Raw genomic sequence first — 22,131 nt, 5'->3', positions numbered from 1 at the left:
GACAAAGACAGCACATATTTATGGGCTGTTTCCTAAGCCTAATGCATATGGATTCAAAGCGGATAGCGTTCGTCTCGGTGCTCGGCGCGGCGCTTCTTTCGGTCGCTGTAGACCCCGTGCTGGCACAGGGCTACAGTTCGACGACCGAGAGACTCATCCGAACACTGAACACTCAGTTGCTGTATGCGGCGATTCCGATCACGGTGCTCGTCGAGGGAATCCTCATCTACACCGTGTGGAAGTTCCGCAACAACGAGAACCCGCTCCCGACGAAGGAGAACCGACGGCTCGAAATCACGTGGACGGTCGCGACCGCAATCGTCCTTCTGTTCGTCGGCTACGCCTCCTACGGCGTGATGGCGAACGAGTACGTCACCACGACGCCGGACGACGCGAAACAGATCGAAGGAAACGCGGTCGAAGTCGAAGTCGTCGCCCAGAAATACATCTGGTCGTACAACTACCCACAGGAGAACGTCACGGGTGCGAGCACGCTCGTCATTCCGAAAGACCGCCCGGTGTATCTCAATATCACCTCTAAGGACTGGCTTCACGCCTTCCATGCCCCACAACTCGGTCTGAAACAGGACGCCATCCCGGATCAGCACAACGTCATCAAGACGAAACCGACGGAGGAAGGCACCTATCAGGTCTACTGCGCTGAGTACTGTGGTGTCGGCCACTCGAACATGCTGAGCAAGGTCGAAGTCGTCTCCCAGAGCGAATATCAGCAATGGCTCCAGGAGCAGAAACAGGGCCAACAGGGAAGCGGTAACAACAGCAGTTCCGGCGGGAACAACAGTTCCAGCGGGAACAGCACTACGACGACCGCGTCGGCATAACTCGTTTTTCCTTTTTAACCCTCGTCACGTAGCGATAGCGCTACTATCCGTTATCCGAAACGTTCGGGAACACCAGCGAAGGGTTTTGGGTGCATTTTTAGTAGTCGGCCCGTAACCCTCTCAGTATGACGGTAACGGACGATTCGACAGAGGAGCACGGCCATCACCTCCCGGCCGTCGAGGACTGGCCGAAAGGCTTCGGCGAGGCGTCGTGGTGGCCCTTCATCACCGCGGTCGGTGGGGCAGGGTTTTACATCGGTGCCGCACTGTTCGTCCTCGGACACGGAGGAACCAACCTCGTCGGCCCGACCATCGGCCCGGCAGTATTCATCGGGAGCACCGCGGTTTTCCTCGCGGGACTGTACGGCTGGGTGTATCACGCGTTCGTCAAGCATTTCTGGAGTAGGGATACGCGAGAAGCGGGCGTCAATGCACTTCGCTGGGGGATGATAGCGTTCCTCGGTTCCGAAATCGCAACCTTCAGCGCAGGGTTCGTGTATTTCTTCTTCATCCGCGTGGGAACGTGGCCCCCGGCGGGTGACGAACTGCCGGAACTGCTCGGCTCCCTCGTAGTCATCAACACGGCCCTGCTGGTAGCGAGCAGTATCACGCTCCACTGGGCGCACGTCGAACTTCGGAAGAACAACCGGAGTCGCTTCCTCGCGGGACTCGCCGCGACGCTCCTCCTCGGAGCCATCTTCATCGGCGGGCAGGTGTACGAGTACTACGAGTTCATCGTTCACCACCACTTCACCTTCACGGGCGGCGTGTTCAACAGCGCGTTCTTCGGCCTGACCGGTCTTCACGGACTGCACGTTACCATGGGTGCGGTGCTCATTGGTATCGTCTTCATGCGCGCGCTCTACGGACAGTACTCCGCCGAGCGTCACCTCTCGGTGACGACGGTGTCGATGTACTGGCACTTCGTGGACGTCGTCTGGATTTTCCTCGTCGTCGTGCTGTACGTCGGCGCGGAAGTCCAACTCTAAACGGCGACTTTTTCCGTTTCGCTTCGATTGTAGACTGACGAGTGTCTGCAGTTTTGAATTTCTGACCAGCGGTTGCACGATACTGAACAACTGATTTCTGACGACGGGTGAACAGGTAACAGGACGCGCGACGAGGACGGTTCGCGCCACCCGCGCGAACCGTCCGAGGGCCCGGGGAGGTCAGGGGAGTACGAGGCAAGCGTTCTGCCTCGATTTCGAGTGGGAGGGACGACCTGCGAGCGCGGACGAGTGCACCGACCGCTGGCGCACTCGTCCGCATGGGGTGGCGGTCATGTGGTGTCGTGATTCCTATTTCAGTAGCGCACTTGGAGACACTGACCGAAAGCCGACGAATTCGACGACGAACTCCAAATCATGATAAATACCTCCCTCGCCGAAACCCGTGCTTCGCAAGATTGAAACGCGACAACAAAGAAGGAACGCCCATGGAACTGCGGGTTATCGAGAAGAGCGACACCGAACTCCAGATAGAAATCGGGGGCGAAGACCACACGTTCATGAACGTGCTCAAGGGTGCGCTCCTCGAAACCGAGGGCGTCGCGGCGGCTACCTACGACCTGAATCCCGAACAGTCCGGTGGCCAGACCGACCCGATCCTCTCGCTGAAAACCGAGGACGGTATCGACCCCCTCGACGCACTGGAGTCCGGCGCACAGAACGTTAAAGACAAAGCGAACGCATTCCGCGATGCGTTCACGTCTGCGGCATAATCGGTTTATCCTCTGCTTTCAGTTCGACACCCGAGCAACAGCGTCTTTCAAACTACAACCGAACCGGTACGTCGCGCTCGGCGAGATACTCCTTGACTTCCTGAATCGAGTATTCGCCGAAGTGGAAGATGGAGGCCGCCAGCGCCGCATCCGCGTTCGCCTCGGTGAACACCTCGTAGGCGTCTTCCGGCCCACCACAACCGGAGGAGGCGATGACAGGCGTCGAAACCGAATCGCAGACCGCCCTCGTCAGCGGTACGTCGTAGCCGTCCTTCGTCCCGTCCGCGTCGATGGAGTTAACGAACAGTTCGCCAGCGCCGCGCGACTGCGCTTTCTTCGCCCACTCGACCACGTCGATGTCGGTTCCCTCCCTGCCACCTTTGACGGTGCACTCGAACCAGCAGGATTCGCCATCGACTTGCTCGTACTGTTCTCCTTGTTCATCGAACCGCCTGCGGGCGTCCACGCTGATGACGATGCACTGACTGCCGAACGCCGTGGCACCCTCCGTCACCAGTTCCGGGCGCTCCAGCGCGGCGGTGTTGATGGAGACCTTGTCCGCGCCCGCACGAAGGGTTTCCTTGATATCCTCGCGCGTTCGGATGCCGCCGCCGACGGTCAGCGGAATGAACACCTCGTCGGCGACGTTCGAAACCACATCGAGCATGGTTTCCCGACCGTCCGCGCTGGCGGTGATGTCCAGAAACACGAACTCGTCCGCGCCCGCCTCGTTGTATTGGCGGGCCATCTCCACGGGGTCGCCGGTGTACTGCAAATCCTCGAAGTTTACTCCGGTGTACACTGCGGGGTTCCCGTCGTCGTCCAAATCCACGTCGATGCACGGGATGATTCGCTTCGTGAGCGTCATTGAGTGGGAGATGGTTGGGAGTCTGGCGTCAAAAGGAATCGGGTTACGGGCAGGAATTGGGCGAGGGAGTGTGGAGAATCGAGATGAGGGTATTCCCTAACTAATCACTCGATATTTGCAAGTAGTATGCAGCCCGAACGAGAGTGGTTTGTCGGTAGCAAGTCACGATAATGGAGAGTAGCATGTCGGTTACAAATCACGACACCACATGACCGAAACCGCGACTGTCACACTCTCCCCAGCCGATTTCTTCGCTCGCGCGGCTCGGTTCGTTAGAGCGCGTCACGTCGATTGATTACTCAACGGCATGGTTGCGCCAGCGCGTTCACACGAGCGCCGAACGTCAGTGAGGCGCGAGTGCAGTCCCGCGGTTGGCGGGGAGGAGTGGGGAGACTGCGGAAGCCGTTCCTTGGCGGATGAAGGGCGAAGGAGGAGCGACCAACGGGAGCGACAACTGAGGGCTTCGTTTATTGTCGTGATTTGCTCACTCCCGTTTGGTTCGATTGTGTTGAAGCAAATCACGACAACAAATAACCGCCTCCGCACCCGTCAAAGCCACACGCCTCCCCAACCGATTCCTTCGTCACTTTGTTCCTCAGTCACCTCTCGCACGCTTTTACTCGACTTCTCGGACGACCGCGTCCTCAAACTCTCGTCAGCGCGCGCCACCGTGGCTTTTTCAGCTTCACGACTTGCATCTGAACACCGATACACCGAAGTACCGCGCAAACCGATGTCGCCACATGACCGGCCAAGACACGGATTCGGTACAGCATTCGAACGGACTGGAGCGTGTAACGTCCCCGATGCAGAAGTTCACCATGAGCCAAGTGACGACCGGACTGCTCGTCACGGTTATCGGACTGGCAATCGTCTTTGGCGTTCCATTCCTGCTGTTCAGCCCGTAGAGCGCGCTTTTTCGTCTTTCCAAAAAATATCGACGAGAGCGACCGCTTAGTCCAGTTCTCGAACGAGTACGTCCCGCAGTTCCGCGATGTCTTCCGCCGACCAGCGGACTGTTTCGTCGCCAGCCTCGATTTCCAGTGCGCCCGACCCGTCCGCGATTCCGAGTTCGGTGACCGATGCGACACCCTCGAAAACCCCACTCACTGCTTCAGGTGTCGTCGTCTCGATGACTGCGCGGCCCGGCAGTTCGCTGAACAAGGATTCCACAATGGAACCGTCGCCCGAAACCGACACCGACGCACCCGCATCGTCGGAAACCATCTCGGCCAGCGTCACCGCGAGACCACCGTCGCTCACGTCGTGAACTGCAAGCGTTCCGTCCTGCGTGGCAACTTCAGAAAGCGCGGAAACGATGTCCGATGGGTTCTCGGGCAGTGCCGGGAATCGGTCGCTGCCACCCATCTGTGCGAGGTACTCCGACCCGCCGAGCGCGCCGGACAGTTCGCCAACGAGAAGCAGGGTTCCCTCTCCAGAGAGTTCCGTTGGCGGGGCGTCGTAGTCCGCGGTCGTTCCCGTCATCGCCAGCGTCGGGGTCGGCGGAATCGGGCCGCTCGGCGAGTCGTTGTACAGCGAAACGTTCCCGCCCACAACCGGTACGTCGAGTTCACTACACATATCCGCGAGGCCGTCCACGATTCCCTTGAAGCCGCCGTACACGTCCGGCTTTTCGGGATTGCCACCGTTCAGGCAGTCCACCGCGGCCAGCGGCGTCGCGCCTTTCGCCGCCAGATTCGTCGCGTTTTCCAGCGCGACCGCACAGGCACCGTCGTAGGGCGCGACGGTCGTCCAGTGGGGGTTCGCGCCGGAGGAGAACGCAAGTCCGAGTTCGGCCCGCCGAATCGCCATGACTGCCGAGTCGTCGCCCGGTGGTGTCGCGGTCCGGGTCTGGACTTCGTGGTCATACTGGCGATAAACCCAGCGTTTGCTCGCGCAGTTCGGTGACCCGACGACCGTCTCGAATGCCGCATCGAGGTCGAAATCGGGGAGGTCGGTTTCGGGTTGCGTCGGTTCCTCCGCTGGCAAGTCGTTCATCGGCGCGCCCTCGCCGATGAACTCGGCCGACACGTCTACGACGGTTTCGCCCTCGAACGTGCAGACGTAGTTACCGTCGGTTACGTCGCCGATGATCGAACAGCCGAGGTCGTACTTCTCGGCGATGTCGGCCACCCTATCGACGATTTCGGGGCGAACCTCGTAACACATGCGCTCTTGGGATTCGGCGAGCAGAATTTCGAGCGCGTTCATGTTCGGTTCGCGCTGGTGAACTCGGTCGAGTTCGATATCCGCACCGAGGCCGCCTTTGGCGACCAATTCGCTGGATGCACCGCCGAGTCCGGCCGCGCCGAGGTCGCGGGCCGACTCCACGAGGTCGCCGTCTACGAGTTCCTCGTTGGCCTCTATGAGCAGTTTCTCGGTGTACGGGTCACCGACCTGCACTGCGGGGCGGTCTTCGGTTTCGGCGTCCTCCGAGAGGTCTTCGCTGGCGAAACTCGCGCCGCCGAGTCCGTCTCGCCCGGTTGCGTTCCCGACGAGAACGAGTTTGTTGCCCGGTTGCTGTGCGTTCGCCGTGACGAGTCGGTCAGCCGAAAGCAGGCCGACGCAGGCCACGTTGACCAGCGGGTTGCCCTCGTAGTCGGGGTGGAACTGCGTGCTTCCCGTCACGGTCGGCACCCCGATGGAATTGCCGTAGTCCGCGATACCCTCCACGACTCCCTCCAACAGGTAACGAGAGTGTTCGCGGTCGAATCCACCGAAGTAGAGGCTGTCCGCGAGTGCGATGGGATAGGCACCCATCGAGAGCGTGTCGCGGACGATACCGCCGACACCCGTCGCCGCGCCGTCGTAGGGGTCGACGTAGGACGGGTGGTTGTGGCTCTCGATTCCCATCGTGATGTAGGTATTCTCATTTAGCGCGACGACGGCGGCGTCATCGCCGGGGCCGATAATGACATCCTCGCTTTCGGAATCGAACGCCGACAAGAGTGGGCGCGATGACCGGTACGCACAGTGTTCGCTCCAGAGGTTCTCGAACAGCGTTTCCTCGGCCGGAGTCGGGTCGCGGTCGAGTTCGGCGACGACGAGTTTGCGGTCGGACTCGGAGAGACTCATTCACTGTTCTGTACAGACAGGGCGGATTAATGCCTTTCCATATGCACGAACATGAGTTTTCGGCCAATGTACTCGACGGGGCGACTCGGCAGAAAAGCACGGCCGTCGCGACTGAGCAGTCGTTTCGATTAGTGATCGGTGGGTGGTTACAGTGTTAAAAAGATACCGGCGCATGCATCAGGAACACGTTATTACAAGTATATTTGGCCAACTGATTTTCCCGAGACTTTGCGATTGTGATCCGTGTTCAGTTCCAAACGATATATGTTCCATTCAGTAGACAATACAGTCATAATGAGGAATAGTTCCAGAAAGCATTTACCGAACTCCGGCCACTCACATACCTGACGCCCCCTACCCAACAAAAGAACCATGAGCCTCCATCACACTCCCTTCGAATAAATCGTCCTCAAAACAGTTACGTTCAGCCTCACGCCGTTCGTTGTCGTCTTCGTTGGACTGGCTTTGCTGGCCAAGGGTCGTCCACGCGACGCCTACAGTTGGCTCACGCGGGAATGGCGTGAACCGCTCTAAGTACACCAATCGATTTTCGTCCATCGATTTCGAGAACAATCGTCGGTACAACGAATACCGAGTTCGCCCGAATGCGTACCGAGTCGCTTTTGCCGCCCCCCTCCCAACCATCGGCCGTGCTTTCGGTCGAGTTGCATTGTCATTCCGCGCTCTCTCACGACGGTCGTGACCCGGTAGAACTGCTCCTGGAGCAGGCGAAAGCCGTCGGACTCGACGCTCTCGCCGTCACGGATCACGACGAAATCGATGCCAGCCTCAAAGCCGCAGAACTCGCCCCCGAATATGGGTTGGTGGGGATCCCCGGCATGGAAATCACCTCTCGTGCCGGCCACGTCCTCGGATTAGGTATCGAAGAGCGTGTACCACCGGGACTGCCGTTCGGTGAAACACTCGACCGCATCCGAGAACAGGGCGGCGTCGCAATCGTTCCCCACCCCTTCCAGAAATCACGGAGTGGCGTCGCTCCAAACGTCACCCGAAAGGAACTTGCGCAGGCGGACGCCATCGAGGTGTACAACTCGCGCCTGCTAACCGGGCGCGGCAACCGCCGTGCGAAGTCGTTTGCCCGCGAATACGACGTCCCGATGACGGCAGGAAGCGACGCTCACATCAGCGAAATGGTCGGCCAAGCCGTAACACAAATCGACGTGAACACCCGCGACAGCAGGGCGATTTTGGGCGCAATCGTCGATGGCCGAACGAACGTGCAGGGCAAGCGAACCCCGTGGCGAATCAGCTTTCGACAGGCGGCGGGCGGCGCGAAACGCCGAGTCGTCAGCCGGGTCGCACAGTACTTCGGATGATGCAGGGCGCAGATTCCGACTTCGTCCGCCGTGCAATCGACGACAACGACCCGCTGCCCGGAACACGAGGATTTGCGGGGGAACTCGATGGAAGACTCGTCCGGGACGTTCTGGGCCGTTACCCGCTCTTTTCCGAGAACGACGACCCGTCCATCTGGCGTTTCGACCCACGCGATTTGGATGACCCGAATCCGGTTCCAGCGGGCTTCGCTCGCACGCAAGAGGGGGACGAACGACTCTGGGAGCTTCCGGATCCGCCGACCTTCGAAGACGAGGACGAAGCCATCTCCGCAGTCAACGCGGCGGTTCGGGCGAGTCTCGACGAGATTTCATCGGACTCCCTCGCCGTCGCATTTTCGGGCGGTGTCGATTCTGCAGTCGTCGCTAGCGCCTTCGACTGTCCGCTGTACGTGACCGGGTTCCCCGACAGCCACGACGTGGAAGCCGCGAAGACTGCGGCAGAACGGATGAACCGTGAGGTACAGGTGGTCGAACTCACACACGAGGATATCGAACACGCCGTTCCCGAGGTGGCTCGTGCAATCGACCGAACGAACGCGATGGACGTGCAAATCGCGCTGCCGCTCTATTTGACCGCCGAACGAGCATCCCATGACGGCTACGACCGACTCGCGGTCGGACAGGGTGCCGACGAACTGTTCGGTGGGTACGAGAAAGTCGCCCGAGCAGACCACCGTGTCGAAGCTGAAACGGTTCGCGGGGCGGCACACGAAACGATTCGAACACTCCCCGAGCAGTTGACGCGAGATGTGTGCACCCTTCGAGCTGCAGGTGTCGGACCCGTCGCACCACTACTTTCCGACCGTGTCGTTCGGACTTCGCTCCGACTTCCGGGTAACATGTTGGTCTCCGACGACGGCGTGCGTAAGTGGGCGTTCAGGGAGTCTGCCCGGTCGTTCGTCCCCGACGAGGTAGCGACTCGGGACAAGAAAGCGGTGCAGTACGGCAGTCTCGTAGCGCGCGAACTCGACCGACTCGCGCGACAGGCAGGATACAAACGGCGGATGGACGACCACGTGACGAAATACGTCCGTTCTCGACTCGAATAGCGCGGCTGACCGTCGAACTGCAGGAAGCGGACTCAGTAGGTTTGCTGCCGTGGCGTTCGCTCGTCGAGTTTACTCTGCAACCACGATTCGTGATAGCCGATACAGTAGCCACCGCACTCGGCACACGCCTGCCGGTTGAGTTCGTTTCGTGTCCCACACGTTTTGCATTCGAACCGTGCCGGGTTTGCACGGATACGTTTCAACCCCAATAAGTTGACAAATATCATTTCAGATCTGTCTGACCCCCAGCAGTACCATTATTATACACGGCCCGAGACGTCGTAAACGGTGTTTGAGCGGGAAATAGAGAGTTGCATATGGATGAGACACGAAAACAAGTCAGTTATTGATAACCAATATATAATTTTCTTATCAATACTGTGGTGTGACGATTCTATCGCTTCCGCAGTCGGGACACTGTCTTCGCTCGTCGTCGAACGCCTTTCCGCAACCGGTACAGACGTAGGTCGGTCGAGGGTCTTCGTCACTGCCGAACAGTCGGTCGATGATGCTCATGACCTGCTGAATCCACCGGATAGACCTTATTATACGCCTCCTAAACCCGGCTCAGTCGCGCTGTTTCGTGTTTTCGTTTCGCCGTCCGACTCGTTCGATCGCCTCGGTTCCGAGCGTTACGACTTCCGCGGAGAGACCATTATGGCTCAGCAGTTCCTCGGAGGAAAACCATTCCCAGCCGTCCACTCCGATTTCCTCCTCGCTCGGCGAGAGATTCCGATTCGTCGCCGCGGCATAGTAGACGAAATCGATATGCTGGTGGGCGACCTCCCCCTCGAAACTGTCGATATCGTAGAGCATGGTGTGTTCCGCGGGCGGAAGTTCCTTGCCGAAATCGGCGGTAACGCTCGTTTCCGGTTCGAGAAGCGTCACGTCCAGTCCCGTCTCCTCGCGCACCTCCCGCAGGGCAGCCTCGCGTGGGAGTTCGTCGCGGTCTACGTGACCACCTGGCGGGAGCCACATGTCGAGTCGGTCGTGCTCGTGGAGCAGGCACTCACCCTCGTGGACGACGTAGCTCGTCGCGGTGAAATGTCGCGTCGTCTCCATGCAAAAGGAGGGTTTGCGACGGGGGTTCACGGTTTCGGTCGGCGACGAGAGGCGGATTCGATCGGAGGTTCAGGGCGTTATCGTTCCTTCCTCCGCATCGAGCAGTTCGTGATACCGATTTCGAATCGTGACTTCGCTGATGTTCGCAACTTCGCTGACTTCGTTCTGTGTCACCTTTTCGTTGGTCAGGAGGGCGGCGGCGTACACTGCGGCCGCGGCCAGCCCGACCGGACTCTTGCCGCTGTGAATTCCCTGTTCGGTCGCCGTATCGAGCAGCGACCGCGCTCTGCGCTCGGTCTCGTCCGAAAGGTCGAGTTCCGAGGCGAACCGCGGGACGTAGCTTTTCGGGTCGGCGGGCTCGATTTCGAGTCCGAGTTCGCGGGCGACGTAGCGGTAGGTTCGGGCGATTTCGTCCTTTTCGACGCGCGAGACGGCGGTCAGTTCGTCCAAACTGCGCGGCGTTCTGGCCTGTCTGGCCGCGGCGTACAAGGAACCGGTCGCGACGCCCTCGATAGAACGTCCCGGAAGCAGGTTCTCGTCGAGCGCTCTGCGGTAGATGACGCTCGCCATCTCGCGAACCGAATCCGGCAGACCGAGGGCGCTCGCCATCCGGTCGATTTCGCCGAGCGCCTGTTTGAGGTTGCGCTCCTTGCTGTCGCGCGTTCGGAAGCGTTCGTTCCACTTGCGCAGGCGCTGCATCTTCTCGCGCTGGCGCGACCCGAGCGAGTTGCCGTAGGCATCTCGGTCGCGCCAGTCGATGTTGGTCGAAAGTCCCCTGTCGTGCATCATCGTCGTCGTCGGCGCACCAACGCGGGATTTTTGTTCGCGTTCGCTTGCGTCGAACGCCCGCCACTCAGGGCCGCGATCGACGGCGTTCTCTTCGACGACGAGACCGCAGTCGTCACAGACCCGCTCACCACGCTCTTCATCGGTCACTAACTGCCCCCCGCATTCAGGACAGCGCTCCTGCTCGTCGGACTGTCGTTCGTCGGATTCCGTTCGCTCGCCACTGGTCTCCGTTTCGTCGGTCGGTCGAGTACGTGTATCAGTCATGGGCGCGTGCTGTCGAAGAAAGGCAGAGGGTCGAAGGATCGATAGACATATTGCATAGGATACACAGCAACTTAACTCTAGTGGCATTTTTGAACAATACATTCGGATGATTTTTAGAACAATTATCTGTTTTGAGCTATGAAGGAATAATGTCTATAAATCGAAGCTCCCCTGTTGGTTTCGCACACTCGTCACTGTCGGAGTCCGTAGATTGGTTCATCGACAAACCGGGAGAGATAGTGTATCGAAACCCTTACCGCTCGTCCGCGGGTTCATCGATATATGAGCGATACGTCTCCCGGGCCTGACGAGGTTCGGCACGTCGCACGGCTGGCTCGTGTGGCTATTTCCGACGAGGAGGCCGAGCAGTTCGCCGGACAGTTCGCGGATATTCTGGGGTACTTCGAGACGTTAGACGAGGTTCCGGAAGTCGAACGCGACACCGACCTCGTGAACGTCATGCGTGAAGACGAAGTTCGAGACAGCCTCGAACAGGAAGACGCGCTGTCGAACGCACCGGAGTCCGAAGATGGCTATTTCAAGGGGCCGAACGTCTCATGAGTGGAGATATTTTCATCACCGAGGAAACCATCGAGGGCGAAGGAGATGGCCCACTCACCGGAAAATCGGTCGCCGTCAAGGACAACATTAGCACCGAAGGCGTCCGAACGACCTGCGGGTCTGCCATGCTCGAAGAGTACGTCCCACCGTACGACGCAACCGTCGTGACGAAACTGAAAGGTGCCGGTGCGACCATCGTCGGCAAGGCCAACATGGACGAATTCGGGATGGGAACGACCACCGAAACCTCCGCCTTCGGCGCGACGGAAAACCCGGTCGCGGAGGGCCGCGTTCCGGGCGGGTCGTCCGGTGGCAGTGCCGCGGCAGTAGCGGCGGGCGAAGCGGATCTCGCGCTCGGAACCGACACCGGTGGCTCGATTCGCTGCCCCGCCGCGTTCTGCGGCGTCGTCGGTATCAAACCGACCTACGGACTCGTCTCGCGCTACGGACTCGTGGCGTACGCCAACAGTTTGGAACAAATCGGCCCGATTGCACCGACGGTCGAAGAGGCGGCCGAACTGTTGGACGTCGTCGCCGGAGCGGACGAGCACGACGCGACGACGCGGGACGAGGGTAATAACAGCGACTACGCGAACGCCGCCGACGGCGACGTTGACGGACTCGACATCGGTGTCCCAACGGAACTCGTCGAAGGCGCTGAGGAGGGCGTCGTCGAGCAGTTCTGGGACGCCATGGACGACCTCGAATCACAGGGCGCGACTGTCCACGAAGTGTCGCTCCCGTCGGTCAAACACGCGGTCGAAGCCTACTACGTCATCGCCATGTCGGAAGCCTCCTCGAACCTCGCGCGCTACGACGGCGTACGCTACGGCCACTCCGGCGGCTACGACGGCAACTGGAATGAAGTGTTCTCGGACGCTCGCGAGGAAGCCTTCGGCGACGAGGTAAAACGTCGTATCCTGCTCGGAACCTACGCCCTTTCGGCGGGCTACCACGATAAATACTACAAGAAAGCCCAAGACGCCCGCGCGTGGGTGAAACAGGACTTCGATTCCGCGTTCGAGGACGTGGACGTGCTGGCCAGTCCGACCATGCCGGTACCGCCGTTCGAACTCGGCGAGAGTCTGGACGACCCGCTCCAGATGTACCTCGCGGACGCGAACACCGTCCCCGTAAATCTCGCCAACCTCCCCGCGATTTCGGTTCCTGCGGGCGAAACCGACGGTCTCCCCGTCGGCGTGCAGTTCATCGGCCCGAAGTTCGGCGAGAAGCAAGTGATTCGAACCGGAAGCGCGTTAGAGTAATCGCGGGACGAAGGCGATTTTTCAATTTCATAGATAGCTGCGATTCCTGGATATACCTCTTCATTTAGGTATACTCACCAAAAATTGGTGAATAAATTGGTGAAGCGAATCAAAATTGAAACTAGTCGTTATTTTCATTCCTTCCACTCGCAAAACTCCTTAAACCCACCTTACTCCTCGTAGGCGAGGTTCATAATCCACTGCGAGAAGGCGTCGCTTTCGGGATCGATTTCCTCCTCGCCGATGAACGGCGAGAGCATGTCGCCCGCCATTAGCAGCGAAAAGTCGAGGTCTTTCGCGGCGGGCGTGACGAAGTAGGTGTTGTGCCCGTCGTAGACGGTCTTTTCTCGCTGGACGAGTCCCTTCGCGACCAGCGATTCGATGATGCGGCTCCCCTTGCGGGACGAAACGTCGAGCTGCTTCCAGAAATCGCTCTGGTGGATGCCGCCCGTTTCGCGGACGAGTTCGAGTCCTGCGAACTCGTCCTCGGTGAGTTCTTCCTCGGACGTGGCCGTGCTCATGTTCCATACAGGGACGGGCGGGCGTTTAAAGGTGACCTTCCACGTTCCGGTACGCCGTCTCGCAAGGGGAACCATCGGCGAACTCGTAGATGCCAGCACCCTCGTCATCAATGGTGATGACGGATGACGAGCGAGTTCCGTAGCCATTCCCGTGGACACACGCCCCGATATCGTGATTCCGGAGCACGGATTTTACCTGTTTGCGCCACTCGGCGACCGAAACGTCCGCTCCGGGCTCGGGATGTACCGCATCCCGAATCCGCTTCGATTTCGGGGCATGGGCGTTCATCCCCTCGTTCACGACGACGTGGATACCCCGGTCGAGATGCGTCGTTTCGAGAACGCCGTCCCATTCCAACACGGTCGCTTCGCTCGAATCCGCGAGTAACAGATTGAATCCGGCGAACTGTCGCTTCGCGAGTTCGTCGTGGACAAACTGGAATGCGTCGGCCTGCGATTCGTGAGCCAGCGCGTCCCGAACCAGCAGTCCACGGGAGCGTTCGCCGTCGATTTCGGCCCGTCTGTTCGTCACGCCGACGAACAGGCCATACTCGTTGTATCCTATCCACGTTCCTCCCGCTTCCTCATCCTGCGGGGCAATGACGGTCGGGTCATGGTCGAGCACTCCGGGAGAGACCGACGGACGCCCCAACGCTTCGTCCCGGTTCGCGGCGGCGACGATCGGTGTTCCGTCGAACACCCGCCACGCGACGATAAGTGTACACACAATTAAACGTAGCCTGTGAATGGATAAAAGCGTTCGTCGGGGGAGTTGCGTATCGCGCGGCCCCGTCGTATATACGACAGCCAGTTGACCATGGGTAGGGGGAGAGAGATGTTCAACAGACGCGATATGCTCAAGACTGGGGTCGCACTGAGCGTTGGAAGCGGCGTCGTCAGTGCACAATCGGAAGACGGAGTAGCATTCAGCGCCGGACGACTGTCCGGCCAACAGCAATCACCAGCCGTCGAGACCGATGCGCAGGGAACTGCCATGGTCGTTCAAGAAGGGGAACGGATGCGATTCGTCGTCCTCGTGACCGAAATCCAGAACGTCACACAGGCGCACATCCATCGCGGCGGAGAGGGGGAGAATGGTCCGGTCGTCGTATGGTTGTATCCCGATCCGAAGCGGATGAACCAGCAGTTGATAGCTGGTCGATTCGACGGTGTCCTCTCGTCGGGTCAGTTCACGGCAGAAGACTTCGTCGGGCCGCTCGAAGGGGAACCTCTCGACGCACTCGTAACGGCTATCGAAAACGGCAACGCCTACGTCAACGTTCATACCGAGTCAAATCCCGAAGGAGAAATCCGAGGACAACTGTCGCCGACCTCGGATGCGCGCGTTCGTTTCCGGCAAAACATACAGATAAACGCGAGTAACGGGCTCAACGTCAGTAGGTCGTCCAGCCTGCAGATTCAGGAATCGTAGCGGAGTCGCTCACGGACTGCGTCGCGGTCGACAGTCCCTGACGCGGTTCGCGGCAGTTCCGCCGTGACATCGAGGAGTCGTGGCTGTTTGTACCCGGCGAGGCGACCGTCGCAGAACGCGCGAATCGATTCGAGAGTCATCGTCTCGTCGGCCACGGGGACGACCAGTGCTCCGATTTGTTCGCCCCACTCTTCGTCCTCGACGCCAACGACGGCGGCGTCTCGAATCCCAGGATGGTCACGCAGAACCTCCACGACTTCGCCGGGATGGACGTTCTCGCCACCGGTGACGATGCGGTCGGAACGTCGGTTCAGCACCCAGATTCGATCCCCTTCGTCGCGGTAGCCCACGTCGCCCGTGTGCAGGCCGTATTCGCCGAATGCATCCGCAGTCGCCTTGCGATTGTCGTAGTAACCCGCCATGACGGTCGGCCCGGCGACGACGAGCTCACCCGATTCGCCCGATTCGACCGGATTTCCATCACCGTCCACCACGGTGAGTTCGGTGAACATGAGCGGCCGACCGACCGTTCCACGGTGTTCGAACGCTTCCGTGGGACGAGCGGTGGCGATTTGTGATGCGGTTTCGGTCATCCCGTACGTTGGGCAGACCGGAACGGCCCGGTTTTCACACTCCTCGATGAGCTCGTCGCGGGCAGGTGCACCGCCGAGGAGGACGAATCGAAGGGAGTCGAGACGAGATCCGTCGTCCGATTTTTCTGCATCCAGCATGCGGCGGAGCATCGTCGGAACGAGCGAGATACCGGTCGCGTCGTACGCTCGAACGGTTTCGAGCGTCTCCTCCGGGTCGAATCCGCTCCCCGATTCGAGGACGACGGTCGTTCCGTACAGCGTCGAACGCAGCAGGGGAGCGAGTCCACCCATATGGTATGTCGAGAGGCAGAGATGCCAGCGGTCGTCCGGGAGGACGCCCAGCCGAAACGCGGAGGCGGTTGCACTCGCCAATAGGTTCCCCATCGTGAGGACGACAGCTTTCGGATTCCCCGTCGTCCCCGACGTGAACAACATGATTTGCGGGTCGTCGCGCGTCCACGCGTTGGGGTCGAACTCGGCTCGTTCGCACTCGCCGAGCGTCGTGTCGATCGATGCATCGACCGACACGACCGGAACGTCCACGGCAATTTCGCGCGCCGTCGCTTCGGTATTGGCCTCGCAGACGAGTGCCGACAAGTCGGTCACACCGACTTGTCGGCGAAGTTCGGGCACAGCGAGACGGACGTTCAGGGGAACGAGCACACAACCGAGTCGCATCGCAGCGTGGACGAGCCGAACGGACTCCATCCGCGTCTCCATCAAGACGCCGAGATGGTCTCCCTCACGGAGGCCAAGTCCGGCGAGCCTTCCTGCGGTTCGCTCGACTGCCGAATCGAGGTCGGCGTACGTCCATTCCGTCCCGTCTTCGGCTTCTATGAGTGCAGTCGCACCCGGCGACACTGCGCTTCGGTGTGCGAGCCAATCGTTCGTGGTTCCGTTCATCGCCATCCCTCCGTTTTCATCGTCGCCCCCACGTGTCCGCCACGCCGTTTCCGGGAACCTGTGGAACGCTGACCGAACCGTCCACGATGCGTGCGCGGTCAGGTCCCAAATCGCGGGCGAGCATTGTTCCGGTTGCGAGCCCGCACGCCGGTCGGTCGGGAATCGCGGCGGCCGCGTGAATTGCGGCCGTTCGGGCAACTACGCCGTCGATGGTGGTCGTCACGACCGGCGAGACGCCAGCGTCGCGGGCGCGGTCAGCGATTTCGACGACCCTATCCGGGCCGCCGAGTACCATCGGCTTGCAGATGAGAACGTCAGCGGCCTCGGCGCCGAGCACCGCATCGACCGAGGTTTCGGCTATCGATTCGTCCGCTGCGATGCGAACCGACCGACCGCGAAGGTCGGCAAGCCCCTCAATATCGTCCCCTGGTACCGGTTGCTCGACGTAAGCTACCCGAAGGGGATCGAGTTTGTGGAACACTTCGCGCGCTTGCGCTCGCGACCAACCGCCGTTCGCATCGATCCGAAGTTCGATGTCGGAACCGACCTCGTCGCGGACGGCCCGGAGTCGGACGACATCGTCGGTGACCGGGCGCGCACCGACCTTTACCTTCACGCATTCGAATCCCGCTGCGACCGTTTCGCGCACGGCATCGACCGTTTCGGCGGGTGAGCAGTCACCGACGGTCGCGTTCACCGGGATGACTTTCACATGTTCTGGCCCGTCGAGGTATCGATAGAGCGGAACCCCGTCGCGCTTTGCGTGCATGTCGGCGAGCGCGAGCGAGAGTCCATGTCGGGCCGCTGGCGTCGGCTCGAGGGATTTGAGTGCATCTTCCGGGGATTCCACGTCGGCGAGCGCGGCACGACAGGCTGGGAGCGATTCGGTCCATCCCGGCAACGGGGTCGCCTCACCGATACCGACCTCGTCACCGTCCTCGATTCGAACGAGGATGCCCTTGCGGTGCTCGATCGACCCGTGAGCCGTTTCCAGCGGCGATTCCAGCGGAAGCGAGAACTCGCGCGTTTCGACTCTCATCTCAAAGCACCATTCCGAGGGCGAACAGCGCCGAGTGGATCGCAAGCAGTTTTCCCGTCTGTTCGAGCGCAGGGTTGAGCGCCTCGCCCGACGTTTTCGTCAGAAGCGTTCGGGCAATCATCACCGCGTATGGGCCGGTGAGAAGAGGGAGAAGGACGAGCGTGCCAAATTCGCTACTCGTAAAGAAGTAGATGGGGACGAGATACGAGAGCGCCAACATACCGACGAATTCGGCGCGACTGGCAGTGTAGCCGATGAGCACTGCGAGCGTCTTCTTGCCCGCTTTTTTGTCGGTTTCCAAATCCCGGACGTTGTTCACGACGAGGATATTGGTGGAGATGGCCGCGACGGGTAAACTCGCGAGAAACGCCTGCCACGTGACGGTTCCGTCGGGAATTCCGAGCGCAAGGGGCGCGGCGAGCAGTGCCGCGGCTTGCACGTAAAACGTCCCCATCACCGCGATGACGCCGAAGAAGAGAAAAACGAACAGATCGCCCAACCCGTTCGAACCGAGGGGGAACGGCCCCCCTGCATAGGCGATTCCGCTGATAACGCTGGCGAGTCCGATAAGGAGAATCGGGAGGCCGCCGACGTAGACCAGATAGACTCCCACGAGGATGGCGAGCAGAAACGTGCCGTACATCGCGCGCTTGACCTCGTCGGCTGTGATGAGACCGGATTGAGTGACTCTGGTAAATCCTTTCCGTTCGTCGGTATCGACGCCCTTCACGGCGTCGTAGTAGTCGTTGGCGAAGTTGGTGCCGATCTGAATGAGCGCTGCCCCGACGAAGGCGGCGAGCGCGGGAAGCGGGGCGAACAGACCCTCGTGGACGGCGAGACCAACGCCGACGAAAATCGGCGCGGCGGCGGCAGGGAGGGTGTGCGGTCGGGCTGCCATGAGCCACGCTTTCGTGCGAGAGACCTCGGTCGCCGTTTCGGTCATTACCGTGATTGTTCTAGCGAGCGGTGTATAGCGTCTACGGTTTTCACGGGATTCGGTGAACTGCGTCCGCTGTGTATTTCGGGAAATTGCGAAAATTCCGGCGACAGTCATTTAAGTAGTTCTCGCGACAAGGAGTAGATACGAGGAAGGTCGGCGCGGGTTCTACCGATAAATTTCCACTCATCAGCCTCCGCGTTCGCCAATTTGTTTCGTTCAATCTCCCGCTTCAGCCTCCGACTCTCCCCGACTCGTGAGACTCGGTAGGTTCGGGTCTCGGTGAGGGTTCCGCCCGTGAACGGCGTACTCCAGCCCGTGCTCGTCCAGTTGCTCTTTGAGCACGCGCCGGAGTCGGTTCAGGCTCGTCACGTCGAGACCGTGTTTTTCCGCGAGATTTGTGAACTGGTCTTCGTCGGTGAGTGACCGGAACTGGTCGTACAGATCCGTTAGTCGTTCCGGTGGCAGACCGCGTATCCATTCGTTGTCGTGCAGTCCGAGATGGTGTTCGCGCTCCCTATCGACGATGTGACGGATGACGACCAACGCAACCTTCGGAATGGCACGTTGGCTTCCGAACGCGGTCAAATCGAGTTCCGACATGATGCCGAGGACGCAGTCGCGTTGCCACGGCGTCAGAGAGAGGTCGTTGCAGAGCGCGTGGCTCACCCGAAGTTTATCGAGGTGGTGCATCCGGCTGCTGTGTCCGGCCATCGCCGAGTGGCGCTCCTCGTGCAAGCGGCGGATACTGTCGCTCAAATCCGAATCCGGGGATGTCGCTCGCCCGATTATCGTCGCACTCGGCGTCACCGGCCCCCACCGTCGAATCGATTGGTCACGCTGGAGATCCGCCCGTCGAACTGAACCATCTCCCGGTAGTTGGCTCAGTTCACGCGATTCTCGGTCGCTCTGCTCGGCGTTCGCTTCGGAATGCCACTGCCAGCTGGCCGACCGCGAACCGCCATCGCCTCGATACATCACCCCCGTCTACTCGGGCGAGATAGTTCAAAGATGGGTTTGCAGAAGAAATAATGTCAGAATTCCTATATATCGCTGATGTCCGTGTGAGATTACAGTCAGAACTCGTCCCGCTTTCCGTCCGTATCTTCACCTCATCGCGAGAACCACTTAAATAGAGATGAGCCGGTAAAAAGATTCGACCCGGTTCTCCGAACGGACAGCAATCGCTAGCGAAGATGTAGATGCGTCAGGCCAGAATACGACCCGTCTTCCGTCCATATCTCTATCTTATCGCGAGAACTACTTAAAGAGAATAGAACACAGCGACACTACTTTCAACGTGAATTTACGCAACCGTTGGCGGTTAGCGACTCACCGCGAGCGAGGAGCAACGCGACAAGCGAGCGGGCCGACAACCGAGCGGAACGAAGTTCTCATAAGCGACGCAGGAGCGAACGAGAGCACGGAAGAGCTTGCTCTTCCGGAGTGAATCGAGGGAGGAGTGCTTTTGGTTCAGCTTTTACAAGGAGACGGGCAGGGCCAACGTGATTCGTCTGGCCCTGTCTCTCGACCGTCGTAAAAGGTGGGTTCTAGTAGTGCCAGGGGTAGTCCGAGAAATCAGGGTCGCGCTTCTCGACGAACGCGTCTCGGCCTTCCTGCGCTTCGTCGGTCATATACCCGAGTCGGGTAGCCTCACCTGCGAACACCTGCTGGCCGACCATGCCGTCGTCGGTCATGTTGAAGGCGTATTTGAGCATCCGCATCGCGGTCGGACTCTTCGAGTTGATTGCTTCGGCCCACTCCAAAGCCACGTCTTCCAGTTCCTCGTGGGGAACCGCCTCGTTCACCATGCCCATCTCCGCGGCTTCCTCGGCGGAGTAGGTCTTCCCGAGGAAGAAGACTTCGCGGGCTTTCTTCTGGCCGACCTGCTTGGCGAGGTAGGCAGAGCCGAACCCGGCGTCGAAACTTGCCACATCGGGGTCGGTTTGGAGGAACTTCGCGTGTTCCTCGGACGCGAGCGTCATGTCGCAGACGACGTGGAGGCTGTGACCTCCGCCGACGGCCCAGCCCGGAACCACGCAGATGACCGGTTTCGGGATGTGGCGGATGAGACGCTGGACTTCGAGGATGTGGAGACGACCCGCCTCGGATGCCGACTCGCTGTCCGCATCTTCCCCCTGATATTCGTAGCCTGCGCCGCCGCGAACTCGCTGGTCGCCACCGGAGCAGAACGCCCAACCACCGTCCTTCGAGGACGGTCCGTTGCCGGTTAGCAGGACACAGCCGACGTCGGTCTGGCGTTTCGCGTGGTCGAGTGCTCGGTAGAGTTCGTCAACCGTCCCGGGGCGGAAAGCGTTTCGTACGTCGGGGCGGTCGAAGGAGATTCGAACCGTTCCCTGCTCTTTTGCTTTGTGGTAGGTGATGTCGCGGAAATCAAATTCGGTGATTTCCTCCCAGCGTTCCCCATCGAAGAGTTCGGATACCATGCCGAAAACTGAATCCGGAGCTACCTAATAGGTTCCCGTCCGGTTCCGATTTTTGCCCCCGGATATCCGTATAACCCGGCAAAGCGGGGTAGGTCTGCGAAACTACTTGCATCGAGCGGACGACGGTGGAAATCATGAGCAGAATCACGTCACGGGCGGCTGGGTTCGAACGCTCAAAGATTCGCGTGATGTTCGAACTCGCGGAGGAACAGGGCGGCGACCTCGTCCGATTGGAAGTCGGCGAACCGGATTTCGACACACCGGAACACATTATCGACGCGGCCGAACGAGCCGCACGAGACGGAAAAACGCATTACACTTCCGGCGCGGGAATCCCCGAACTTCGCAGTGCAATCGCCGAGCGGATGACCGACGAAACCGGCGTTTCGGTCGATCCCGAACGGCACGTCTCGGTGACGACCGGCGCGATGGAGTCGCTGTTTTTGGCACTCGAAGCGATCGCGGAACCGGGCGACGAGGTGCTGATTCCAACCCCGGCGTGGCCGAACTACCGAAATCAGGTGCGACTCGCGGAAGCCACGCCGGTCGAAATACCGCTTTCCGCGGACGACGGGTTCGACCTCGACCCGAACCGTATCATCGAGCATCTGAACCGGGATACCGCCGCGGTTATCCTAACAACACCCTCGAACCCGACGGGACAGGTGTACGACGAGGATGCAGTCAAAGCAGTCGTCGAGGCGGCGGAGAAACACGACGTCTTCGTCATCGCGGACGAGGTGTACGCTCGCCTGACCGATGGCGACCATCGACGCGTTGCGGCGTATACCGATTATCCTGAAGGATTGCTGACCGTCGATTCCTGCTCGAAAACATATGCGATGACGGGATGGCGACTCGGTTGGCTTGTCGGCCCCGAGGACGTAATCGAAGCCGTCACGAACCTCGGCGAAAGCACGACTGCCTGTCCGTCGAGCGTCGGCCAACACGCCGCACTCGCCGCACTGACCGGGCCGCAAGACCCGGTTCGGGAGATGCGAACGGCGTTCGTGGAACGCCGCGACTATCTGGTGAATCGCGTCGAAGAGGTTCCGAACATCTCGTGTCCACGTCCGGACGGTGCATTCTACGCATTTCTCGACGTGAACGAACTCGACGGAAACAGCGAGGACGTGGCCAGACGACTGCTTTCGGAGTACGGTGTCGTCACAGCACCTGGTTCCGGTTTCGGCGACGCTGGCGAAGGATTTGTTCGACTGAGTTTCGCAAACAGCATGGAACGTATCGAACTCGGTCTCGACCGGTTGGAGGAGATGGTCGAAGACGAGCGAAACTGATCCGAAACCTCTCGGTGACGGTTTCCCGCGGCGCGGTCGCTGGCGGTGAAACGAACCCGGCAGCGACGCTTGCGCGGAACGTTCGGGCGCGGTGAGACGTGTTCGTGA

24 protein-coding genes are annotated in these 22,131 nt (G+C 60.1%); 11 read left to right on the top strand and 13 right to left on the bottom strand.

What is annotated here, in order from left to right:
• The first annotated feature begins 47 nt into the window (after positions 1-47).
• The 3 genes from coxB (at position 48) to ACN2TU_RS02955 (ending at position 2,562) form a co-directional block, all read left to right on the top strand.
• Positions 48-842 carry a cytochrome c oxidase subunit II gene (gene coxB / locus ACN2TU_RS02965; protein WP_435152828.1) on the top strand — a complete coding sequence of 265 codons (795 nt, stop codon included), beginning with the start codon at positions 48-50 and terminating at the stop codon, positions 840-842.
• A 125-nt stretch (positions 843-967) separates the two neighbouring features.
• On the top strand, positions 968-1,831 hold the full coding sequence (locus ACN2TU_RS02960; RefSeq protein ID WP_435152826.1) for a cytochrome c oxidase subunit 3: 864 nt from the start codon (positions 968-970) through the stop codon (positions 1,829-1,831).
• Positions 1,832-2,277: 446 nt separating this feature from the next.
• Positions 2,278-2,562, top strand: coding sequence for a DNA-directed RNA polymerase subunit L (locus tag ACN2TU_RS02955; RefSeq protein WP_435152825.1), 285 nt, complete (start codon positions 2,278-2,280; stop codon positions 2,560-2,562).
• A gap of 52 nt (positions 2,563-2,614) precedes the next feature.
• Here the strand turns inward: ACN2TU_RS02955 and hisF are convergent, their stop codons facing one another.
• Positions 2,615-3,430 carry an imidazole glycerol phosphate synthase subunit HisF gene (hisF, locus tag ACN2TU_RS02950; protein ID WP_435152823.1) on the bottom strand — a complete coding sequence of 272 codons (816 nt, stop codon included), beginning with the start codon at positions 3,428-3,430 and terminating at the stop codon, positions 2,615-2,617.
• A 743-nt stretch (positions 3,431-4,173) separates the two neighbouring features.
• Here hisF and ACN2TU_RS02945 point away from each other — a divergent pair.
• Entirely contained in the window at positions 4,174-4,338 is a 165-nt protein-coding gene (locus ACN2TU_RS02945; RefSeq protein WP_435152822.1) for a DUF7550 family protein, read from the top strand.
• Between the two features lie 46 nt (positions 4,339-4,384).
• On the opposite strand, the gene purL is transcribed toward ACN2TU_RS02945, so the two are convergent.
• Both purL and ACN2TU_RS02935 read right to left on the bottom strand, forming a co-directional pair.
• Positions 4,385-6,505: a phosphoribosylformylglycinamidine synthase subunit PurL gene (gene purL, locus ACN2TU_RS02940; protein ID WP_435152820.1), complete on the bottom strand. Its 2,121-nt coding sequence runs from the start codon at positions 6,503-6,505 to the stop codon at positions 4,385-4,387.
• A 354-nt stretch (positions 6,506-6,859) separates the two neighbouring features.
• Positions 6,860-7,150 (bottom strand): hypothetical protein, encoded by a 291-nt coding sequence (locus ACN2TU_RS02935; RefSeq protein ID WP_435152818.1) that lies wholly within the window; start codon positions 7,148-7,150, stop codon positions 6,860-6,862.
• A gap of 5 nt (positions 7,151-7,155) precedes the next feature.
• Between ACN2TU_RS02935 and ACN2TU_RS02930 the strand changes: the two genes are divergently transcribed.
• Both ACN2TU_RS02930 and ACN2TU_RS02925 read left to right on the top strand, forming a co-directional pair.
• Positions 7,156-7,842: a PHP domain-containing protein gene (locus ACN2TU_RS02930; RefSeq protein ID WP_435152817.1), complete on the top strand. Its 687-nt coding sequence runs from the start codon at positions 7,156-7,158 to the stop codon at positions 7,840-7,842.
• The gene (locus tag ACN2TU_RS02925) at positions 7,842-8,912 is read left to right on the top strand and encodes an asparagine synthase C-terminal domain-containing protein (protein ID WP_435153636.1); all 1,071 of its coding nucleotides are present in this window, start codon (positions 7,842-7,844) and stop codon (positions 8,910-8,912) included. Before ACN2TU_RS02930 ends, ACN2TU_RS02925 begins: the two co-directional genes overlap by 1 nt.
• A gap of 372 nt (positions 8,913-9,284) precedes the next feature.
• Here the strand turns inward: ACN2TU_RS02925 and ACN2TU_RS02920 are convergent, their stop codons facing one another.
• The 3 genes from ACN2TU_RS02920 to ACN2TU_RS02910 form a co-directional block, all read right to left on the bottom strand.
• The gene (locus ACN2TU_RS02920; protein WP_435152815.1) at positions 9,285-9,428 is read right to left on the bottom strand and encodes a hypothetical protein; all 144 of its coding nucleotides are present in this window, start codon (positions 9,426-9,428) and stop codon (positions 9,285-9,287) included.
• 51 nt (positions 9,429-9,479) lie between these two features.
• Positions 9,480-9,974, bottom strand: coding sequence for an NUDIX hydrolase (locus ACN2TU_RS02915; RefSeq protein ID WP_435152813.1), 495 nt, complete (start codon positions 9,972-9,974; stop codon positions 9,480-9,482).
• Between the two features lie 69 nt (positions 9,975-10,043).
• The gene (locus ACN2TU_RS02910) at positions 10,044-11,027 is read right to left on the bottom strand and encodes a transcription initiation factor IIB (protein ID WP_435152812.1); all 984 of its coding nucleotides are present in this window, start codon (positions 11,025-11,027) and stop codon (positions 10,044-10,046) included.
• A gap of 282 nt (positions 11,028-11,309) precedes the next feature.
• On the opposite strand from ACN2TU_RS02910, the gene gatC reads away from it, so the two are divergent.
• Both gatC and gatA read left to right on the top strand, forming a co-directional pair.
• Complete coding sequence (gene gatC / locus ACN2TU_RS02905; protein ID WP_435152810.1) at positions 11,310-11,588, top strand: Asp-tRNA(Asn)/Glu-tRNA(Gln) amidotransferase subunit GatC; 279 nt, start codon at positions 11,310-11,312, stop codon at positions 11,586-11,588.
• Positions 11,585-12,853 (top strand): Asp-tRNA(Asn)/Glu-tRNA(Gln) amidotransferase subunit GatA, encoded by a 1,269-nt coding sequence (gene gatA / locus ACN2TU_RS02900; RefSeq protein ID WP_435152809.1) that lies wholly within the window; start codon positions 11,585-11,587, stop codon positions 12,851-12,853. Before gatC ends, gatA begins: the two co-directional genes overlap by 4 nt.
• Positions 12,854-13,023: 170 nt before the next feature.
• Here the strand turns inward: gatA and ACN2TU_RS02895 are convergent, their stop codons facing one another.
• Together ACN2TU_RS02895 and ACN2TU_RS02890 are read right to left on the bottom strand one after the other, a co-directional pair.
• On the bottom strand, positions 13,024-13,374 hold the full coding sequence (locus tag ACN2TU_RS02895; protein WP_435152807.1) for a helix-turn-helix transcriptional regulator: 351 nt from the start codon (positions 13,372-13,374) through the stop codon (positions 13,024-13,026).
• A 25-nt stretch (positions 13,375-13,399) separates the two neighbouring features.
• Positions 13,400-14,101: an NRDE family protein gene (locus ACN2TU_RS02890; RefSeq protein WP_435152805.1), complete on the bottom strand. Its 702-nt coding sequence runs from the start codon at positions 14,099-14,101 to the stop codon at positions 13,400-13,402.
• A gap of 108 nt (positions 14,102-14,209) precedes the next feature.
• Between ACN2TU_RS02890 and ACN2TU_RS02885 the strand changes: the two genes are divergently transcribed.
• The gene (locus ACN2TU_RS02885) at positions 14,210-14,806 is read left to right on the top strand and encodes a CHRD domain-containing protein (protein WP_435152803.1); all 597 of its coding nucleotides are present in this window, start codon (positions 14,210-14,212) and stop codon (positions 14,804-14,806) included.
• Here ACN2TU_RS02885 and ACN2TU_RS02880 read toward each other — a convergent pair.
• The 4 genes from ACN2TU_RS02880 to ACN2TU_RS02865 form a co-directional block, all read right to left on the bottom strand.
• On the bottom strand, positions 14,794-16,302 hold the full coding sequence (locus ACN2TU_RS02880; protein WP_435152801.1) for a class I adenylate-forming enzyme family protein: 1,509 nt from the start codon (positions 16,300-16,302) through the stop codon (positions 14,794-14,796). The genes ACN2TU_RS02885 and ACN2TU_RS02880 overlap by 13 nt on opposite strands.
• A 16-nt stretch (positions 16,303-16,318) precedes the next feature.
• Positions 16,319-17,341, bottom strand: coding sequence for a mandelate racemase/muconate lactonizing enzyme family protein (locus ACN2TU_RS02875; RefSeq protein WP_435152799.1), 1,023 nt, complete (start codon positions 17,339-17,341; stop codon positions 16,319-16,321).
• A 1-nt stretch (position 17,342) separates the two neighbouring features.
• A complete protein-coding gene (locus ACN2TU_RS02870) occupies positions 17,343-18,284 on the bottom strand; it encodes a 1,4-dihydroxy-2-naphthoate polyprenyltransferase (RefSeq protein WP_435152797.1) in 942 nt (313 codons plus the stop codon).
• 213 nt (positions 18,285-18,497) lie between these two features.
• A complete protein-coding gene (locus ACN2TU_RS02865; RefSeq protein WP_435152795.1) occupies positions 18,498-19,256 on the bottom strand; it encodes a DNA-directed RNA polymerase subunit epsilon in 759 nt (252 codons plus the stop codon).
• Positions 19,257-19,578: 322 nt separating this feature from the next.
• Between ACN2TU_RS02865 and ACN2TU_RS02860 the strand changes: the two genes are divergently transcribed.
• Positions 19,579-19,728 (top strand): hypothetical protein, encoded by a 150-nt coding sequence (locus ACN2TU_RS02860; protein ID WP_435152794.1) that lies wholly within the window; start codon positions 19,579-19,581, stop codon positions 19,726-19,728.
• A gap of 100 nt (positions 19,729-19,828) precedes the next feature.
• On the opposite strand, the gene ACN2TU_RS02855 is transcribed toward ACN2TU_RS02860, so the two are convergent.
• Complete coding sequence (locus ACN2TU_RS02855) at positions 19,829-20,725, bottom strand: 1,4-dihydroxy-2-naphthoyl-CoA synthase (RefSeq protein ID WP_435152792.1); 897 nt, start codon at positions 20,723-20,725, stop codon at positions 19,829-19,831.
• A 134-nt stretch (positions 20,726-20,859) separates the two neighbouring features.
• On the opposite strand from ACN2TU_RS02855, the gene ACN2TU_RS02850 reads away from it, so the two are divergent.
• A complete protein-coding gene (locus ACN2TU_RS02850; protein WP_435152790.1) occupies positions 20,860-22,023 on the top strand; it encodes a pyridoxal phosphate-dependent aminotransferase in 1,164 nt (387 codons plus the stop codon).
• Positions 22,024-22,131 lie beyond the last annotated feature (108 nt).

Source organism: Haladaptatus marinus (assembly GCF_051194195.1).
The sequence above is the reverse complement of the archived record's forward strand: the minus strand, read 5'-3'. Positions and strand labels throughout refer to the sequence as shown.

What these genes read in the sequence shown, in the direction of transcription:
- ACN2TU_RS02945 (WP_435152822.1), top strand. Translation starts at nt 4,174, where the DNA reads ATGACCGGCCAAGACACGGATTCGGTACAGCATTCGAACGGACTGGAG.
- ACN2TU_RS02885 (WP_435152803.1), top strand. Translation starts at nt 14,210, where the DNA reads ATGTTCAACAGACGCGATATGCTCAAGACTGGGGTCGCACTGAGCGTT.
- coxB (WP_435152828.1), top strand. Translation starts at nt 48, where the DNA reads ATGGATTCAAAGCGGATAGCGTTCGTCTCGGTGCTCGGCGCGGCGCTT.
- ACN2TU_RS02935 (WP_435152818.1), bottom strand. Translation starts at nt 7,150, where the DNA reads ATGGTTGGGAGGGGGGCGGCAAAAGCGACTCGGTACGCATTCGGGCGA.
- ACN2TU_RS02875 (WP_435152799.1), bottom strand. Translation starts at nt 17,341, where the DNA reads ATGAGAGTCGAAACGCGCGAGTTCTCGCTTCCGCTGGAATCGCCGCTG.
- ACN2TU_RS02895 (WP_435152807.1), bottom strand. Translation starts at nt 13,374, where the DNA reads ATGAGCACGGCCACGTCCGAGGAAGAACTCACCGAGGACGAGTTCGCA.
- ACN2TU_RS02910 (WP_435152812.1), bottom strand. Translation starts at nt 11,027, where the DNA reads ATGACTGATACACGTACTCGACCGACCGACGAAACGGAGACCAGTGGC.
- purL (WP_435152820.1), bottom strand. Translation starts at nt 6,505, where the DNA reads ATGAGTCTCTCCGAGTCCGACCGCAAACTCGTCGTCGCCGAACTCGAC.
- ACN2TU_RS02865 (WP_435152795.1), bottom strand. Translation starts at nt 19,256, where the DNA reads ATGTATCGAGGCGATGGCGGTTCGCGGTCGGCCAGCTGGCAGTGGCAT.
- ACN2TU_RS02915 (WP_435152813.1), bottom strand. Translation starts at nt 9,974, where the DNA reads ATGGAGACGACGCGACATTTCACCGCGACGAGCTACGTCGTCCACGAG.
- gatA (WP_435152809.1), top strand. Translation starts at nt 11,585, where the DNA reads ATGAGTGGAGATATTTTCATCACCGAGGAAACCATCGAGGGCGAAGGA.
- hisF (WP_435152823.1), bottom strand. Translation starts at nt 3,430, where the DNA reads ATGACGCTCACGAAGCGAATCATCCCGTGCATCGACGTGGATTTGGAC.
- ACN2TU_RS02925 (WP_435153636.1), top strand. Translation starts at nt 7,842, where the DNA reads ATGCAGGGCGCAGATTCCGACTTCGTCCGCCGTGCAATCGACGACAAC.
- ACN2TU_RS02870 (WP_435152797.1), bottom strand. Translation starts at nt 18,284, where the DNA reads ATGACCGAAACGGCGACCGAGGTCTCTCGCACGAAAGCGTGGCTCATG.
- ACN2TU_RS02850 (WP_435152790.1), top strand. Translation starts at nt 20,860, where the DNA reads ATGAGCAGAATCACGTCACGGGCGGCTGGGTTCGAACGCTCAAAGATT.
- ACN2TU_RS02960 (WP_435152826.1), top strand. Translation starts at nt 968, where the DNA reads ATGACGGTAACGGACGATTCGACAGAGGAGCACGGCCATCACCTCCCG.
- ACN2TU_RS02920 (WP_435152815.1), bottom strand. Translation starts at nt 9,428, where the DNA reads ATGAGCATCATCGACCGACTGTTCGGCAGTGACGAAGACCCTCGACCG.
- gatC (WP_435152810.1), top strand. Translation starts at nt 11,310, where the DNA reads ATGAGCGATACGTCTCCCGGGCCTGACGAGGTTCGGCACGTCGCACGG.
- ACN2TU_RS02955 (WP_435152825.1), top strand. Translation starts at nt 2,278, where the DNA reads ATGGAACTGCGGGTTATCGAGAAGAGCGACACCGAACTCCAGATAGAA.
- ACN2TU_RS02855 (WP_435152792.1), bottom strand. Translation starts at nt 20,725, where the DNA reads ATGGTATCCGAACTCTTCGATGGGGAACGCTGGGAGGAAATCACCGAA.
- ACN2TU_RS02880 (WP_435152801.1), bottom strand. Translation starts at nt 16,302, where the DNA reads ATGAACGGAACCACGAACGATTGGCTCGCACACCGAAGCGCAGTGTCG.